Annotated in this window: 16 protein-coding genes and 1 tRNA gene; 13 read left to right on the top strand and 4 right to left on the bottom strand. The window is 35.6% G+C overall.

Going from position 1 to position 14,937, the window contains the following annotated elements; all coding sequences use genetic code 11:
* Positions 1–28 precede the first annotated feature (28 nt).
* Both C2I06_RS13425 and trxB read left to right on the top strand, forming a co-directional pair.
* The gene (locus C2I06_RS13425; protein ID WP_123258200.1) at positions 29–385 is read left to right on the top strand and encodes a MerR family transcriptional regulator; all 357 of its coding nucleotides are present in this window, start codon (positions 29–31) and stop codon (positions 383–385) included.
* A gap of 135 nt (positions 386–520) precedes the next feature.
* Complete coding sequence (trxB, locus tag C2I06_RS13420) at positions 521–1,471, top strand: thioredoxin-disulfide reductase (protein ID WP_095330369.1); 951 nt, start codon at positions 521–523, stop codon at positions 1,469–1,471.
* A 266-nt stretch (positions 1,472–1,737) separates the two neighbouring features.
* On the opposite strand, the gene C2I06_RS13415 is transcribed toward trxB, so the two are convergent.
* Together C2I06_RS13415 and C2I06_RS13410 are read right to left on the bottom strand one after the other, a co-directional pair.
* Positions 1,738–2,067 carry a hypothetical protein gene (locus tag C2I06_RS13415; protein WP_095330370.1) on the bottom strand — a complete coding sequence of 110 codons (330 nt, stop codon included), beginning with the start codon at positions 2,065–2,067 and terminating at the stop codon, positions 1,738–1,740.
* Positions 2,068–2,134: 67 nt separating this feature from the next.
* Positions 2,135–2,623, bottom strand: coding sequence for a nuclease-related domain-containing protein (locus C2I06_RS13410; protein ID WP_164463698.1), 489 nt, complete (start codon positions 2,621–2,623; stop codon positions 2,135–2,137).
* A gap of 169 nt (positions 2,624–2,792) precedes the next feature.
* Here C2I06_RS13410 and C2I06_RS13405 point away from each other — a divergent pair, with 169 nt between their 5' ends.
* The 5 genes from C2I06_RS13405 (at position 2,793) to C2I06_RS13385 (ending at position 6,529) form a co-directional block, all read left to right on the top strand.
* Positions 2,793–3,251 (top strand): NUDIX hydrolase, encoded by a 459-nt coding sequence (locus C2I06_RS13405; protein ID WP_047943777.1) that lies wholly within the window; start codon positions 2,793–2,795, stop codon positions 3,249–3,251.
* Between the two features lie 21 nt (positions 3,252–3,272).
* Positions 3,273–4,145: an RNase adapter RapZ gene (rapZ, locus tag C2I06_RS13400; RefSeq protein ID WP_047943778.1), complete on the top strand. Its 873-nt coding sequence runs from the start codon at positions 3,273–3,275 to the stop codon at positions 4,143–4,145.
* A complete protein-coding gene (locus tag C2I06_RS13395; RefSeq protein WP_095330372.1) occupies positions 4,142–5,098 on the top strand; it encodes a gluconeogenesis factor YvcK family protein in 957 nt (318 codons plus the stop codon). The genes rapZ and C2I06_RS13395 overlap by 4 nt, the downstream gene beginning before the upstream one ends.
* A gap of 66 nt (positions 5,099–5,164) precedes the next feature.
* Positions 5,165–6,109 (top strand): DNA-binding protein WhiA, encoded by a 945-nt coding sequence (whiA, locus tag C2I06_RS13390; RefSeq protein ID WP_047943780.1) that lies wholly within the window; start codon positions 5,165–5,167, stop codon positions 6,107–6,109.
* Positions 6,110–6,280: 171 nt separating this feature from the next.
* Positions 6,281–6,529: an HPr family phosphocarrier protein gene (locus tag C2I06_RS13385; RefSeq protein WP_095330373.1), complete on the top strand. Its 249-nt coding sequence runs from the start codon at positions 6,281–6,283 to the stop codon at positions 6,527–6,529.
* 122 nt (positions 6,530–6,651) lie between these two features.
* Here the strand turns inward: C2I06_RS13385 and clpP are convergent, their stop codons facing one another.
* Positions 6,652–7,254, bottom strand: coding sequence for an ATP-dependent Clp endopeptidase proteolytic subunit ClpP (clpP, locus tag C2I06_RS13380; protein ID WP_047943782.1), 603 nt, complete (start codon positions 7,252–7,254; stop codon positions 6,652–6,654).
* A gap of 319 nt (positions 7,255–7,573) precedes the next feature.
* On the opposite strand from clpP, the gene C2I06_RS13375 reads away from it, so the two are divergent.
* Positions 7,574–7,645 (top strand) — tRNA-Arg (locus tag C2I06_RS13375).
* A gap of 345 nt (positions 7,646–7,990) precedes the next feature.
* Here C2I06_RS13375 and C2I06_RS13370 read toward each other — a convergent pair.
* A complete protein-coding gene (locus C2I06_RS13370; protein WP_123258198.1) occupies positions 7,991–8,464 on the bottom strand; it encodes a hypothetical protein in 474 nt (157 codons plus the stop codon).
* A 768-nt stretch (positions 8,465–9,232) separates the two neighbouring features.
* On the opposite strand from C2I06_RS13370, the gene C2I06_RS13365 reads away from it, so the two are divergent.
* From C2I06_RS13365 to gpmI, 5 genes are all read left to right on the top strand, one after another.
* Complete coding sequence (locus C2I06_RS13365; protein ID WP_095330374.1) at positions 9,233–10,249, top strand: sugar-binding transcriptional regulator; 1,017 nt, start codon at positions 9,233–9,235, stop codon at positions 10,247–10,249.
* Between the two features lie 54 nt (positions 10,250–10,303).
* A complete protein-coding gene (gap, locus tag C2I06_RS13360; protein WP_047943784.1) occupies positions 10,304–11,314 on the top strand; it encodes a type I glyceraldehyde-3-phosphate dehydrogenase in 1,011 nt (336 codons plus the stop codon).
* A gap of 112 nt (positions 11,315–11,426) precedes the next feature.
* On the top strand, positions 11,427–12,611 hold the full coding sequence (locus C2I06_RS13355; RefSeq protein ID WP_123258197.1) for a phosphoglycerate kinase: 1,185 nt from the start codon (positions 11,427–11,429) through the stop codon (positions 12,609–12,611).
* Positions 12,612–12,645: 34 nt separating this feature from the next.
* A complete protein-coding gene (gene tpiA, locus C2I06_RS13350; protein WP_047943786.1) occupies positions 12,646–13,407 on the top strand; it encodes a triose-phosphate isomerase in 762 nt (253 codons plus the stop codon).
* Positions 13,400–14,935, top strand: coding sequence for a 2,3-bisphosphoglycerate-independent phosphoglycerate mutase (gene gpmI, locus C2I06_RS13345; RefSeq protein ID WP_047943787.1), 1,536 nt, complete (start codon positions 13,400–13,402; stop codon positions 14,933–14,935). The genes tpiA and gpmI overlap by 8 nt, the downstream gene beginning before the upstream one ends.
* Positions 14,936–14,937 lie beyond the last annotated feature (2 nt).

Raw genomic sequence — 14,937 nt, 5'->3', positions numbered from 1 at the left:
AAGGTCCCAGTAAAAAGGAGAATTAGAAATGAAAATTGGGGAATTTGTAGCGTTGTTAAATACAACAAAAGATACTGTTCGGCATTATGAAGAGCTAAATTTATTAAAACCAAATTGGCAAAATAATAAAAAGGAATATAGTGATAAAGAAATCCTCGACTTTCAAGTGGTAAATGAGTTGAAAAAATATGGTTTTTCCTTAAAAGATATTCAGAAAATCTCTTCTTTAAAAGAGGCAGTGGATTATGGGGATAAGCAATTCATTGGCCAAGTTCATCAAATTTTAACGGGACAATTAGAGAAGCTGCTGCAAGAGGAAAATGAAATACGAGAACGTCGGCTGATTTTAGAAAATGAAGCAAAGAAATTAAAGAATTTATTATAATAATTTATGAGCAGATATTTGGACGGATAGGGGATTGTTTTATAGGATAGTAATAGATAATCATACTTATAATAATAAATGGACAATGTGGATTCTATCATCTAATAGGTAGTTAATGGAAAAGGAGTTTTTAAAATGACGGAAGAAAAAATTTATGATGTTATTATAATTGGAGCAGGTCCAGCTGGAATGACAGCTGCGGTTTATACATCTCGTGCTAATCTTTCTACATTAATGATTGAAAGAGGAATACCAGGCGGGCAAATGGCAAATACAGAAGATGTAGAAAATTTCCCTGGATTTGAAAGTATCTTAGGCCCTGATTTATCCAATAAAATGTTTAATCATGCGAAAAAATTCGGTGCTGAATACGCATATGGTGACATTAAGGAAATAGTGGATGGAAAAGAATATAAAACAGTAAAAGCTGGATCAAAAGAATTTAAAGCAAGATCTATTATTATTTCAACAGGTGCAGAATATAAAAAAGTTGGAGTTCCTGGGGAAAAAGAATTAGGTGGACGCGGCGTATCTTATTGTGCTGTTTGTGATGGAGCATTCTTTAAGAATAAGCGATTATTCGTTATTGGCGGCGGAGATTCAGCTGTTGAAGAAGGGGTATACTTAACTCGTTTTGCTTCCCAAGTTACCATTGTGCACAGACGTGACGAATTAAGAGCACAAAAAATCTTGCAAAAAAGAGCGTTTGATAATGAAAAAGTAGACTTTATCTGGAATCATACCATTAAGTCCATTAATGAAAAAGATGGCAAAGTGGGTAGTGTGACACTTGTTTCGACAGTAGATCAGTCCGAGCAAGAATTAGAGGCAGATGGTGTCTTTATTTACATTGGCATGGTTCCATTATCTAAACCGTTTGAAAGCTTAGGGATTACCAATGAAAATGGTTATATTGAAACAAATGACCAAATGGAAACAAAGGTGCCTGGTATTTTTGCAGCTGGTGATATTCGTGAAAAAACACTTCGTCAAATTGTTACAGCAACAGGAGACGGAAGTATCGCCGCGCAAAGTGCACAACACTATGTAGAAGAGCTAGCTGAAGAGTTAAAACAACAAGCATAAGAAAGTGTCATTGTGTTTTAATTGGAATGTAACAGTAGTGAAACATAGTTAGGGTATCATAGAAATAGAAATTGACCCCCTTTTAAGATATATTTTTTAGCATAGGCCCAAACATGGAGCCTATGCCTTTTTTTATGGATTTTACTCGATTTAGTAGGATTTGGCTGATAAATGTTATTTTTCGCGAATATCTGGAATGTTTTCGCGAATACTTTGCGCTTTTCGCGAATTTAAGAGGTGATTACGCGAATATAGTGTAAGTACTTCTATTCATTCCCAAAAATCTTTTGTAGGGTAATAAATTTTCCCTCGATTTTCACCTGTATAAGGTAATTCATCGAGACAAGAAGTCGATTGGCGGTATCTTTGGAAGAAATATGGACGAATTCACGAAATTCCTTACTGGTTATAGAAGGTTTGATTAAAAGAAAATAATCTTTCACTGCTTTAATAAGGGGTTTTTTATCAAATGCCGTGCAATGAACGCCTGTTATAATATCTTCTTTACTTAAATTGTATTTTTTCAATAAATTAGTATGGTCTGGAGTGTGATGCTTGTTGCGGGAATTTGGAGATTTTGCGAAGGCTCTTGTCATCGAGAATATTTTCTTTGTAATTGATCCCATTTTTCAAGAAAACTATGACTGTGGAGAACATGATTTTTTATCGAGGGATTGCCTTTATGATAGTAGAAGGTTTGGATATAATAACGATTGGCTTGATAGGAGGAATAGGAAAGTGGCGTTTTTGTAAGAACGATTCTAGTTGGCGCTTTAATCTTTTCATTTGAGAGAGGGGATCCAGGTAGCCCTCTTCTTGATTATTTCGAATTCGGGTAAATTGGTTTAAAGTTGTATCAAATAGTAATGTGCCTAAATAGTTTTTACAATCAATGATAATAAAAAAGCAATGTGTCAACAAGAGATAGTCTATTTGAAAATAAGATTTTCCATCGTATAAACGAAGATTATGAATAATAAAGCATTCCTTCTCAGGGATAAAATCGAGATAATAGGTTAGGTGCTTTTCTCCTTTATAGCCGCGTAAATAAATCGATACATCTTTTTTGATGGACGAATGTTTATCTCCGCGTTTTAAGAGTGCTTCTAATTTTCTTACCTTTAAATCCTTTTTAACAGGGTTAACATACAAGAGTATCCACATCCTTTTCTAAAGATATATAATCATTTCTCTATCAGGAATAAAGAATCCTTCATAATTGGAAAAGGCAATTTATTGTGGGGGCATGACAATAATAGTATAATAAAAGGAATGGATAAAAAGCAGTGCCTACATATAGAGAAAATTGGGGTGAATAATTTTGCAACGTGTGACGAATTGTTTGTTACTTAAAGATAATAAAGTCTTATTGCTACAAAAACCAAGACGTGGCTGGTGGGTAGCGCCTGGCGGAAAAATGGAGCCGGGAGAATCTGTTAGAGATTCCTGTATTCGTGAGTATAGAGAAGAAACAGGTATTTATTTACGAAATCCTAACATCAAAGGAATTTTTACCTTTATTATTAAAGAGGGAGATAAGATTATATCGGAGTGGATGATGTTCACCTTTTTCTCTACGAATGCAGATGGTGTCAATGTAGACGAATCAGCTGAAGGGAAAATTGTCTGGCACGATTTAGATGATGTGAAAAATTTGCCAATGGCTGAGGGCGATTATCATATTTTAGATTACATGATCCATGGAAATGGAATAATCTATGGAACATTTACTTATACACCAGATTTCGAATTAATTAGTTACCGATTAGATCCAAGCTAAAGATTTATAGGGGGAATTAAAATGGAACCACAAGTCGTAATCATCACAGGTATGTCAGGAGCAGGAAAAACAGTTGTTATTCAAAGCTTTGAAGACTTAGGCTTTTTTTGTGTGGACAACTTACCGCCTACACTTTTACCTAAGTTTCTCGAACTTATGAAAGAGTCGGAGAATAAGATGAATAAGGTTGCTCTTGGGATGGATTTGCGGGGGAGAGAATTTTTTGATGATTTGTTCACTGCACTAGATGATTTGGCAACTTCCTGGGTTGTTCCCAAGATCCTTTTTCTAGACGCTGATGACAGTGCCCTTGTTAGAAGATATAAGGAGACTAGAAGAGTTCATCCCCTTGCACCGGCTGGGCTTCCTTTAGAAGGAATTAAATTGGAACGAGAATTGTTAGAAGAGCTCAAAGGAAGAGCGCAAATTATTTATAATACATCACAAAGCTCACCGAGAGAACTTCGTGAAAAGATTCTAAAAGAATTCTCTGTTAATAAACAATCTATCTTTACTGTAAATGTGATGAGTTTTGGATTTAAACATGGACTTCCTATTGATGCGGATTTAGTATTTGATGTGCGTTTTTTACCAAACCCTCATTACGTTGAGCATATGAGACCGAAAACTGGATTAGACGTAGAGGTATCCAGTTATGTATTGAAATGGACGGAAACAGGCCAATTTTTAGAAAAAGTCATTGATTTATTAACATTTATGCTGCCTCAATATAAGAGAGAAGGAAAATCGCAGCTAGTTATTGCGATTGGCTGTACTGGGGGACAGCATCGATCTGTTGCATTAGCTGAGTATATCGGCCATCATTTTGAAAAAGAATATAATATTGCTATTGCTCACCGTGATATGGAGAGGAGAAAGGACCAACAGGCATGAGTGAAAAGGAACAGCCAAGAATTGTAATCATCGGGGGAGGAACTGGCCTTTCTGTGCTTCTGCGTGGATTGAAAAAGTATCCAGTAGACATAACGGCAATCGTAACAGTAGCCGATGATGGAGGAAGCTCTGGAAGATTAAGAGAGGATCTCGATATCCCTGCTCCTGGAGACGTTCGTAATGTGTTAGCCGCGTTATCGGATGTCGAGCCCTTAGTGGAGGAAATGTTTCAACATCGCTTCACGAATAGCAAAGATTTAGATGGACATTCATTAGGTAACTTAATCTTAGCGGCCATGACTTCCATTACTGGTAACTTTACCTATGCGATTCAAGAAATGAGCAAAGTACTTAATGTCCGTGGTAAAGTATTACCTGCGACTAGTCATAGTGTTATCTTAAATGCGGTAATGGAAGATGGATCGATTGTAATAGGGGAGTCTAATATTCCAGAGGCTGGGAAAAAGATAAAAAAAGTTTTCCTAACCCCCGAAGATTCTGAGCCGCTTCCTGAAACGATACATGCTATCGAGCAAGCCGATTTAATTGTGATGGGGCCTGGAAGCTTATATACTAGTATCTTACCAAACTTAGTCGTTCCAGAAATCAAAGCGGCAGTCCGAGAAGCGAAAGCGAAAAAAGTCTATGTGTGCAATATAATGACACAAGCAGGAGAAACGTCCGATTATACGGCAAGTGATCATGTGAAGGCACTATATGAACATGTAGAAAAGCCATTTATTGATACAATAATCGTGAACAAAACGAATATTCCTGCAAGTATACAACAAAGATATGATGAAGAAAAAGCAAAGCCTGTGGTTTTTGATATTAATCGGCTGGAACGGATGGATTTAGATGTAATAGCTGGTGATATCATTAAGCTTGATCAAGGTGTTATTCGCCATAATACTCTAGAAGTGGCGAAAATTCTCTATTCAATTATCGATTGAAAGAAGAGTAACTTTTTAGACAAGGTATTGGAACAATATACTCCGAGTCTATAAGGGGGGAAGGACATGTCTTTTGCTTCAGAAACTAAAAAAGAATTAACAACAATTGAAGCCAAAAATTGTTGTGGAAAAGCAGAATTATCAGCATTAATTCAAATGAATGGGACACTTTCCTTTTCTAACCAGAGGCTAGTTGTAAATATCCAGACAGAGAATGCAGCTATCGCAAGAAGAATTTATACGCTAATAAAAAGGTATTTTGATATCCCGGTTGAACTATTAGTCCGCAAAAAAATGCGTTTAAAAAAGAACAATGTCTATATTGTGCGAATTTCTAATCAAGGAAAAGAAGTGCTTGAGGAACTGAGCATTCTTAAAGAAGGTTTTGTGTTTACACATGAAATTTCTCCAGATCTTATTAAGAAAAAATGCTGTAAACGATCTTATTTACGCGGAGCCTTTCTAGCAGGAGGTTCGGTTAATAACCCAGAAACTTCTTCCTACCATTTGGAAATCGCTTCTTTATATAAAGAACATATTATTGCGCTTAGTGATTTAATGAATACATTTGGGTTAAAAAGTAAGACATTAGAAAGAAAAAAAGGTTTTATTGCTTATTTAAAGGAAGCAGAAAAAATAACCGAATTTCTTAATATTATCGGTGCCCATGGAGCGCTTCTTCGTTTTGAAGACATTCGAATTGTGAGAGATATGAGAAATTCAGTTAACCGTTTAGTCAATTGCGAAACAGCTAATTTAAATAAGACAATTGGGGCTGCATTAAGACAGGTTGAGAATATTCGTTATATTGATAAAACAGTCGGCTTACAAATTTTACCTGATAAACTTAGAGAAATTGCCGAACTTCGAGTTGCCTATCAAGATGTAACTTTAAAAGAATTAGGAGAAATGGTATCATCTGGTAACATCAGTAAATCTGGCATCAATCACCGTTTAAGAAAAATAGATGAAATTGCCGATGCACTTCGTCGTGGAGAAAAAGTCAATTAATAAGAATGGATAATATATCAAGAAAAGGTATATATTATCCATTTTTGTTTTTTAAAATTATTATCAGAAAAATTGTTCTAAACTGAATATTCTTTATGGTGAATCGAGCAAAAATTTCCTTTTCCTTGTATAATAGATATATTACTACATTGGTGAAGGGGAGGATGTTCGATGGTAGAGCAAGAGATTACAGTGGACTTAAAATCTGGACTTCAAGCACGACCCGCAGCTTTATTTGTCCAAGAGGCAAGTAATTATTTATCTGAAGTATTTATTGAAAAGGATGGAAGAAGAGTGAATGCAAAGAGTATTATGGGAATAATGGGTCTAGCTATTCATTCAGGGGCAACAATAAAATTAATAGTTGATGGCAGTGATGAAGTGGAAGCGCTTCAAAATTTAACAGGTTTATTAAAGTAAAGCTGCTTAATAATACTCTCCTAATGAAAAAGGCTGTTCCAAATAGGAAAATTTTATAGATGATATCCATCTATAGAAATCTAATTTGGAATAGCCTTTTTTAATTATTAAGAGTTTTTATATTAATTTTTCTTGTCTTCAAGTGAATTACGACTGATAACATGGTCAACTAAACCATATTCTTTTGCTCTTTCCGCAGTCATAAAGTTATCACGTTCTGTATCTCTTGCGATTACCTCCATTGGTTGACCAGTACGCTCAGATAAAATACCGTTTAATTTATCACGTAGGAATAAGATACGTTTAGCAGCAATTTCAATTTCAGTTGCTTGACCTTGTGCTCCGCCAAGTGGTTGGTGAATCATCACTTCACTATTAGGCAATGCATAACGTTTACCTTTTGCACCAGCAGCAAGTAAGAATGCACCCATAGAAGCAGCCATACCGATACAAATTGTTTGCACATCCGGCTTAATATACTGCATTGTATCATAAATTGCCATACCAGCAGTGATGCTTCCACCAGGGCTGTTGATATAAATAGATACATCTTTTTCAGGATTTTCTGTTTCTAAGAATAAAAGCTGTGATACGATAGAGTTAGCAACGTTATCATCGATAGCACTGCCCAGCATAATAATACGGTCTTTTAATAAACGAGAGTAGATATCGTAAGCACGTTCTCCTCTATTTGTTTGCTCAATAACTGTAGGGATTAAATTCATTTAAAATCCTCCTTTTTAATATCTGTTCGAAAAGCATAAGTATTTGTTTCTTCAGTCAGATGAAAAACATCTAAACTGTATGTATTCCTAATGATACACGGATGGTCAATTAAGGTCAAACGTTAAAGCTTGATTCCCTGAAAATATCATTCGACATCTTTTTCATTATTGGTGATATAGAAAGCTATTATCAAATACCATCTCTTTATTCCGGTTACAATCCTTTCTCCATGATACCCACTGCACCTTTTTTTAAACATCTTCTATTGCAATATACGGAATGTTCGCTTATAATATGAAAGCGTAACTTTAACATAATGCCCTCGTGGTGCAACGGATAGCACGTAAGATTCCGGTTCTTAAAATGGGGGTTCGATTCCCTCCGAGGGCGCTAAAATGTTGATAAATAAGGATTTTTTTGAGGAGTGTTTTTTTGTCCGGCTCTCCTCAAAAAATCCTTATTTTATTTCACTTTATTTGCTTTAACCAATCTCTCATAAAACTATTCACTTTGTCATTATTCAATAAAATAGATTTGTCCGTGTCTCCGAGGCAAGCACTCATATAATTTATATCGGAATATTAGATTCCCATAAAATAGTTTCATGTGTATGGCTAAACATATGTGGAGTGGTATGTACTCATTTGGAGTGGGGGCATATTTAATTATAATTTTAAATAAGAGTAATGGTTATAAAGTATCTGTAAACAGCGATACATAGTATATTTGTGTAAATTAATAAGCCTTAGTTATTTTGCTTTTCTCATACAAATATTGAAATCCATAAAGAAAAAATGCTTTATAAAAGAAATATAGGAAAAATTGTGTGTGATTTATTTTTACTAATCTATACAATTTTAATTTAGAGAATAACATTGTTAAAGGAAAGGTGAATATTACTCCACCAAACGCATTCAATAACAGGAACTTCACAAAACTTCCATAAGCCCATTTTAATGTGCATAAAGCCATTAATAACATTGGACCTATAAGGAAAGGAATTTCATTTTGCAAAGTGGAATGAGGAATATTATAAAAACTCCACCACTTAAGCCTTTTACCTATTTGAAGATCTAAGCTACACATAATAATACTAAAAATAGTGGCTGGGAAAAATCTCTTTATAGTTTGCTTACCTAGTAAAGGAATGGAAAGCCAAGATACAATAATCATAATAATGTTTAGTAACATCTGACTTTTTTTGGTCATAATAATCTCCTGTTAATTTTTTAGTTATTATAACTCCGTATTCACCTAAATATTCTGGGAAAAAACTTAAATAAGTCCTGCTCTTAGGAGTGGGGTATTTATTGTGAATTAAAAGGGATTTACTACACAATAAAGAAACCTCCTTAGTATATAGGGATAAAATGACCTGACTTTGAAATATTGTTGTAGCGGAAATAACAGTTTTTCACGAATAATAAAGTTATTTAAAAATGAAGAGCATTCATTATGATCTTGTCAGTTCTTCTTGAAATAACGGGAGGTAACAAAGGTGTATTCTCCTTTTTTTCATCATACATCAGGTGAGTAGTACCGATTAAACATTGGCTGGAAAAAAGGAAGTGTGGTTGATATCCGCATCATTAGGGCTGAAAAATCCAGAGTATGGACGTTTAATGCTAAAATATCCAAATTTTAACCGATTGTGCATCATGATGAAAGTTATTCTCATAAAATGATTAGTATAGTAAATGAAAGCTTTTATAATAAAAAAAGCATATTTAAAGCTGTATTTTCTTAGCGAATCAATAACATAAGTAATAATTAGTTTTTTCCAAATAATATGAAAAGATAGAACGACACTTTTTCGCCAAATTTAACAAAAAATAGACACATATCAGTTGAATTCATACTATACTGGTGTTAGAATTGTTCTTGTAGCAAGGAATTATTTTTTTGTAGTACCCGGGACGGAAAATGTCTATGTGGGACTTCTGACGACCACTGTAAGTGAAGGAGCGCATCAAAAGCATGGTTTCATTTATTGAGATTCAAAAAAGATTATTACCTGATTTACTTACAGTTATGCAAAAAAGGTACTATATTCTGCAATATATCAAGAATATGCAGCCTGTCGGAAGAAGAAGTCTGGCAGTGAGCCTAGGACTGACCGAAAGAGTCTTGAGAAGTGAAGTCGAGTTTTTAAAGGAGCAGCAGCTTATACATATTTCAAACATCGGCATGACAGTCACTTCGATAGGGGAAGAAGTGTTGGAAAGTCTTTCTAGTGTAATGAGAGAAGTAACGGGTATTAACGAAATGGAGCAGCTACTGCAAAGAAAACTAGGTATTAACCGAGTTATCATTGTAGCTGGAGACAGTGATCACTCTCCATGGGTAAAAAAAGAATTAGGACTTGCCACAGCAAATTGTATGAAATCTCTTCTAAAGGGAAATAATATCATCGCAGTTACTGGTGGGACTACTATGTCCTCTGTTGCAGAGGCACTGACGCCTAATATTGCAGATGGGGAATTATTATTTGTCCCGGCACGTGGTGGAATAGGAGAAGATGTCAAAAATCAGGCGAATACAATTTGTTCCATGATGGCAGATCATACTGCATCAAAACATCGGGTTTTATACGCTCCTGATGAGGTCAGCGAAGAAATGTACAAAAGCATTTCCACAGACCCTCGTATCAGCGAAGTGTTAAAACTCATTCGTTCCGCAAATCTTTTAGTTCACGGCATTGGCGAGGCGCTTACAATGGCGAATCGCAGAAATACCAGCAAAAGTGACCTAGAAAAGATTAAAAATGCAGAAGCTGTTGGCGAAGCATTCGGGTACTATTTTAATGAAGAGGGAGAAGTTGTCCACAAGGTACAAACAATTGGCCTTAGACTGGAAGACTTATCTACTGTACCTAATATCATCGCTGTAGCAGGTGGAGCATCGAAGTCAAAGGCTATTCGTGCTTATCTAAAGGAAGCACCAACTTCAACTATTTTAATAACAGATGAAGGAGCCGCAAAAAAGTTGATATAATGGGAAATCCCTTTATATATTTAATACTCTTAAAATTAGAGGAGGAAATTTACAATGACAGTAAAAGTAGGTATTAACGGTTTTGGACGTATCGGACGTTTGGCATTCAGAAAAATCATGGAAAACCCAGAATTAGAAGTGGTTGCAATTAATGATTTAACTGATACTAAAATGCTAGCACATCTTTTAAAATATGATTCATCTCAAGGAACTTTCCAAGGTGAAATCGAAGTACACGAAGGTTATTTCTTAGTAAATGGTCAAAAAGTTGTTACAACTGCTGAAAGAAACCCAGCTGATCTTAAATGGGGAGAACTTGGTGTAGATACAGTTATCGAATCTACTGGTTTCTTCACAACAAAAGAAAAAGCAGAAGCTCATATTCAAGCAGGTGCTAAAAATGTAGTTATCTCTGCTCCAGCAACTGGCGAAATGAAAACAGTTGTTTACAATGTTAACCATGATGTTCTTGATGGAACTGAAACAGTTATTTCTGGTGCTTCTTGTACTACTAACTGTCTTGCTCCAATGGCACAAGTTCTTCAAAACAAATATGGTATCGTATCTGGTTTAATGACTACAATTCATGCTTACACAGGCGACCAAAATACTTTAGATGCTCCACATCCAAAAGGTGACTTCCGTCGTGCTCGTGCAGCTGCTGAAAACATTATTCCTAACTCAACTGGTGCTGCAAAAGCAATCGGTTTAGTATTACCTGAATTACAAGGTAAATTAGACGGTGCTGCTCAACGTGTTCCAGTTAAAACTGGTTCATTAACAGAGCTTGTAACTGTTCTTGATAAAAAAGTTACAGTTGAAGAAATCAACGCTGCAATGAAAGAAGCTGCTAACGAATCTTTCGGTTACACTGAAGAAGAGCTTGTTTCTTCTGATATTATCGGAATTAGCTATGGTTCATTATTCGATGCAACTCAAACAAAAGTTATCACTGTTGGTGATCAACAACTTGTTAAAACAGTTGCTTGGTATGACAACGAAATGTCTTACACTAACCAATTAGTAAGAACTGTTAAGCACTTTGCGCAACTTGCAACAAAATAATTTCCCTTTATAAATGGAATTATGTGCGAGTTAATAAGCACCCCCTTTAATCTAACAGCGGAAACAACTTTGTTTCCGCTATTTTAAAAATATGCAGTGGAGGGTACCTATAATGAACAAGAAAACAATTCGTGATATTGATTTAAAAGGGAAAAAAGTATTTGTTCGTGTTGACTTCAACGTACCGATGAAAGATCAACAAATTACGGACGAAACAAGAATTCAAGCTGCACTTCCAACAATTAAAGAATTAGTTGAGAGTGGTGCAATTGTTATTCTAGCAAGTCACTTAGGACGTCCAAAAGGTGAAGTTGTAGAAGAGCTACGTTTAACTCCTGTTGCAAAACGCCTTTCTGAATTACTAGGGAAAGAAGTTGCTAAAGCAGATGAGTCATATGGCGAAGCTGTTAAAGCACAAATCAGCAAGTTAGCAGAAGGAGATGTTATCCTTCTTGAAAACGTACGTTTCAATGCTGGTGAAGAAAAAAATGATGCAGAGTTAGCAAAACAATATGCAGAACTTGCAGATGTATTTGTAAATGATGCATTTGGTGCTGCACACCGTGCTCATGCTTCAACAGAAGGAATTGCTCATCATATTCCAGCAGTATCTGGATTATTAATGCAAAAAGAACTAGATGTTCTTGGCAAAGCTTTATCTAATCCTGATCGTCCGTTCACAGCTATCATTGGTGGAGCGAAAGTTAAGGATAAAATTGGTGTAATTGAAAATCTTCTTGATAAAGTAGATAACTTAATTATCGGTGGAGGATTAGCTTATACTTTTGTTAAATCTCTTGGCCATGAAATTGGTAAATCTTTATTAGAAGAAGATAAAATCGATCTTGCTAAATCTTATATGGAAAAAGCAAAAGAAAAAGGTGTTAAATTCTATATGCCAGTTGATGTGATCGTTGCAGATGATTTCTCAAATGATGCAAACATCAAAGCTGTTTCTATCGAAGAAATCCCAGCTGATTGGGAAGCATTAGATATCGGACCTAAAACACGTGAAATCTATGCAGATGTTATTAAAAATTCTAAATTAGTAATTTGGAATGGACCAATGGGTGTATTCGAATTAGATGCATTTGCAAATGGTACAAAAGCAGTAGCTGAAGCACTTGCTGAATCTCAAGATACATATTCAGTAATCGGTGGTGGAGATTCTGCAGCAGCAGTTGAGAAATTTGATTTAGCAGATAAGATGAGTCATATTTCTACTGGCGGCGGTGCTTCATTAGAGTTTATGGAAGGTAAAGAACTTCCAGGTGTAGTGGCTTTAAACGACAAATAATATCTTTATAGATATGCATGAAAGGATGTTTAACATGCGCAAACCAATTATTGCAGGTAACTGGAAAATGAACAAAACACTTCCTGAAGCTGTTGAGTTTATCCAAGAAGTAAAAGCATCTGTTCCATCAAGTGAAAAAGTGGATACAGTTGTTTGTGCTCCTGCGTTATTTTTAGGGCAATTAGTAGAATTAACTGATGGCACAGATGTAAAAATCGGTGCACAAAATATGCATTTCGAAAAAAATGGTGCATTCACTGGCGAAATCAGCCCAGTTGCATTAGAAAATATCGGTGCAAAATATGTAGTACTTGGACATTCAGAGCGTCGTGAGTTCTTTAATGAAACAGATGAGTCTGTTAACAAAAAGACAATCGCTGCATTTGAAAATGGTTTAACTCCAATTGTTTGCTGTGGTGAAACACTAGAGCAAAGAGAAAATGGTGAAACAAATGACTTTGTTGCAACTCAAGTAACAAAAGCACTTAATGGTTTAACTCCAGAACAAGCAAAAGCAACAGTTGTTGCATATGAGCCAATCTGGGCAATTGGAACAGGTAAATCTTCTACTTCTGCAGATGCAAACGAAGTATGTGCACATATTCGTAAAGTAGTAAGTGAACAATTTTCACCAGAAGTTGCAGAAGAAATCCGCATCCAATACGGTGGCAGCGTTAAGCCTGAAAACATTAAAGAATATATGGCACAGCCAGATATTGACGGAGCATTAGTAGGCGGAGCTAGCCTAGAAGCTCAAAGCTTTTTAGCTTTATTGGAGGCAGGTAAGAATGAGTAAATCTCCAGTAGCTTTAATCATTTTAGATGGTTTTGCTTTAAGAAGTGAACGCATGGGTAATGCGGTAGCACAAGCAAATAAGCCTAATTTCGATAAATATTGGAATTCTTATCCTCATGCTACTTTAGTAGCTAGCGGGGAAGCTGTTGGTCTTCCAGAAGGACAAATGGGTAACTCTGAAGTTGGACATTTGAATATCGGTGCCGGCCGGATCGTATATCAAAGTTTAACAAGAGTAAATCTGTCTATAAGAGAAGGCGAATTTTATAAAAACGAAACTTTTGTTAATGCAATTAAGCATGTAAAAGAAAAAGGCAAAAATCTTCATTTATTCGGATTATTATCCGATGGTGGAGTTCATAGCCACATTGAGCATATGTTTGCACTTCTTCGTTTAGCTAAAGAAGAAGGAGTAGAAAATGTATACATTCACGGTATCTTAGATGGCCGAGACGTCGGTCAAAAGACTGCTGAAAAATATATTAAAGCTACACAAGAAAAAATCGCTGAATACGGTGTAGGTGAATTTGCTACTATTTCTGGACGCTACTATTCTATGGATAGAGATAAGCGTTGGGACCGAGTAGAAAAATCATACCGCGCAATGGTATATGGAGAAGGACCAGCATATTCTGATCCATTACAAGTAGTGGAAGATAACTACAATAACGGAATCTTTGATGAGTTCGTGCTTCCATCTGTTATCACAAAAGAGAACGGCGAACCAGTTGCAACGATTGAAGATGAAGATGCTGTAATTTTTTATAACTTCCGTCCTGACCGTGCTATTCAAATTTCGAATACATTCACAAATGAGGACTTCCGTTCATTTGATCGTGGAGAAAAACATCCAAAAAATCTTTACTTTGTATGTTTAACTCATTTTAGTGAAACAGTAAATGGGTATGTTGCATTCAAGCCAACAAACCTTGATAACACTTTAGGGGAAGTTCTTGCACAAAATGGCTTGACTCAGCTTCGTATTGCGGAAACGGAAAAATATCCACATGTTACATTCTTTATGAGCGGTGGACGTGAAGCAGAGTTCCCTGGTGAAAAACGTATTTTGATCAATTCACCAAAAGTGGCAACTTATGATTTAAAACCTGAAATGAGTGCATATGAAGTAACAGATGCGCTATTGAAGGAAATTGAGGCAGATAATTTTGATGCAATTATTCTAAACTTCGCAAACCCTGATATGGTTGGGCACTCCGGAATGCTTGAACCAACAATCAAAGCGATTGAAACAGTGGATGAATGTTTAGGAAAAATTATCACTTTAATTGAACAAAAAGGTGGTAAAGCTATTATCACTGCTGACCATGGTAACTCTGATGAAGTGGTAACACTTGAAGGAAAACCAATGACAGCACATACAACAAATCCAGTACCTGTTATCGTAACAGATAAAAATGCTGAATTACGTACAGATGGTATTTTAGGAGATTTAGCTCCTACAATGTTAGATTTATTAGGTGTTGAAAAGCCAGCAGAAATGACTGGGACATCTATTATTAAAAAATAAGA

The sequence above is a fragment of the Niallia circulans genome, assembly GCF_003726095.1.
In the GTDB taxonomy this organism is placed as follows: domain Bacteria; phylum Bacillota; class Bacilli; order Bacillales; family Cytobacillaceae; genus Niallia; species Niallia circulans_A.
The sequence above is the reverse complement of the archived record's forward strand: the minus strand, read 5'-3'. Positions and strand labels throughout refer to the sequence as shown.

Excerpts from the sequence above, each read along its gene's own strand:
- C2I06_RS13425 (WP_123258200.1), top strand. The coding sequence starts at position 29 with ATGAAAATTGGGGAATTTGTAGCGTTGTTAAATACAACAAAAGATACT.
- trxB (WP_095330369.1), top strand. The coding sequence starts at position 521 with ATGACGGAAGAAAAAATTTATGATGTTATTATAATTGGAGCAGGTCCA.
- C2I06_RS13415 (WP_095330370.1), bottom strand. The coding sequence starts at position 2,067 with ATGACAAGAGCCTTCGCAAAATCTCCAAATTCCCGCAACAAGCATCAC.
- rapZ (WP_047943778.1), top strand. The coding sequence starts at position 3,273 with ATGGAACCACAAGTCGTAATCATCACAGGTATGTCAGGAGCAGGAAAA.
- C2I06_RS13395 (WP_095330372.1), top strand. The coding sequence starts at position 4,142 with ATGAGTGAAAAGGAACAGCCAAGAATTGTAATCATCGGGGGAGGAACT.
- whiA (WP_047943780.1), top strand. The coding sequence starts at position 5,165 with ATGTCTTTTGCTTCAGAAACTAAAAAAGAATTAACAACAATTGAAGCC.
- C2I06_RS13385 (WP_095330373.1), top strand. The coding sequence starts at position 6,281 with ATGGTAGAGCAAGAGATTACAGTGGACTTAAAATCTGGACTTCAAGCA.
- clpP (WP_047943782.1), bottom strand. The coding sequence starts at position 7,254 with ATGAATTTAATCCCTACAGTTATTGAGCAAACAAATAGAGGAGAACGT.
- C2I06_RS13370 (WP_123258198.1), bottom strand. The coding sequence starts at position 8,464 with ATGACCAAAAAAAGTCAGATGTTACTAAACATTATTATGATTATTGTA.
- C2I06_RS13365 (WP_095330374.1), top strand. The coding sequence starts at position 9,233 with ATGGTTTCATTTATTGAGATTCAAAAAAGATTATTACCTGATTTACTT.
- gap (WP_047943784.1), top strand. The coding sequence starts at position 10,304 with ATGACAGTAAAAGTAGGTATTAACGGTTTTGGACGTATCGGACGTTTG.
- C2I06_RS13355 (WP_123258197.1), top strand. The coding sequence starts at position 11,427 with ATGAACAAGAAAACAATTCGTGATATTGATTTAAAAGGGAAAAAAGTA.
- tpiA (WP_047943786.1), top strand. The coding sequence starts at position 12,646 with ATGCGCAAACCAATTATTGCAGGTAACTGGAAAATGAACAAAACACTT.
- gpmI (WP_047943787.1), top strand. The coding sequence starts at position 13,400 with ATGAGTAAATCTCCAGTAGCTTTAATCATTTTAGATGGTTTTGCTTTA.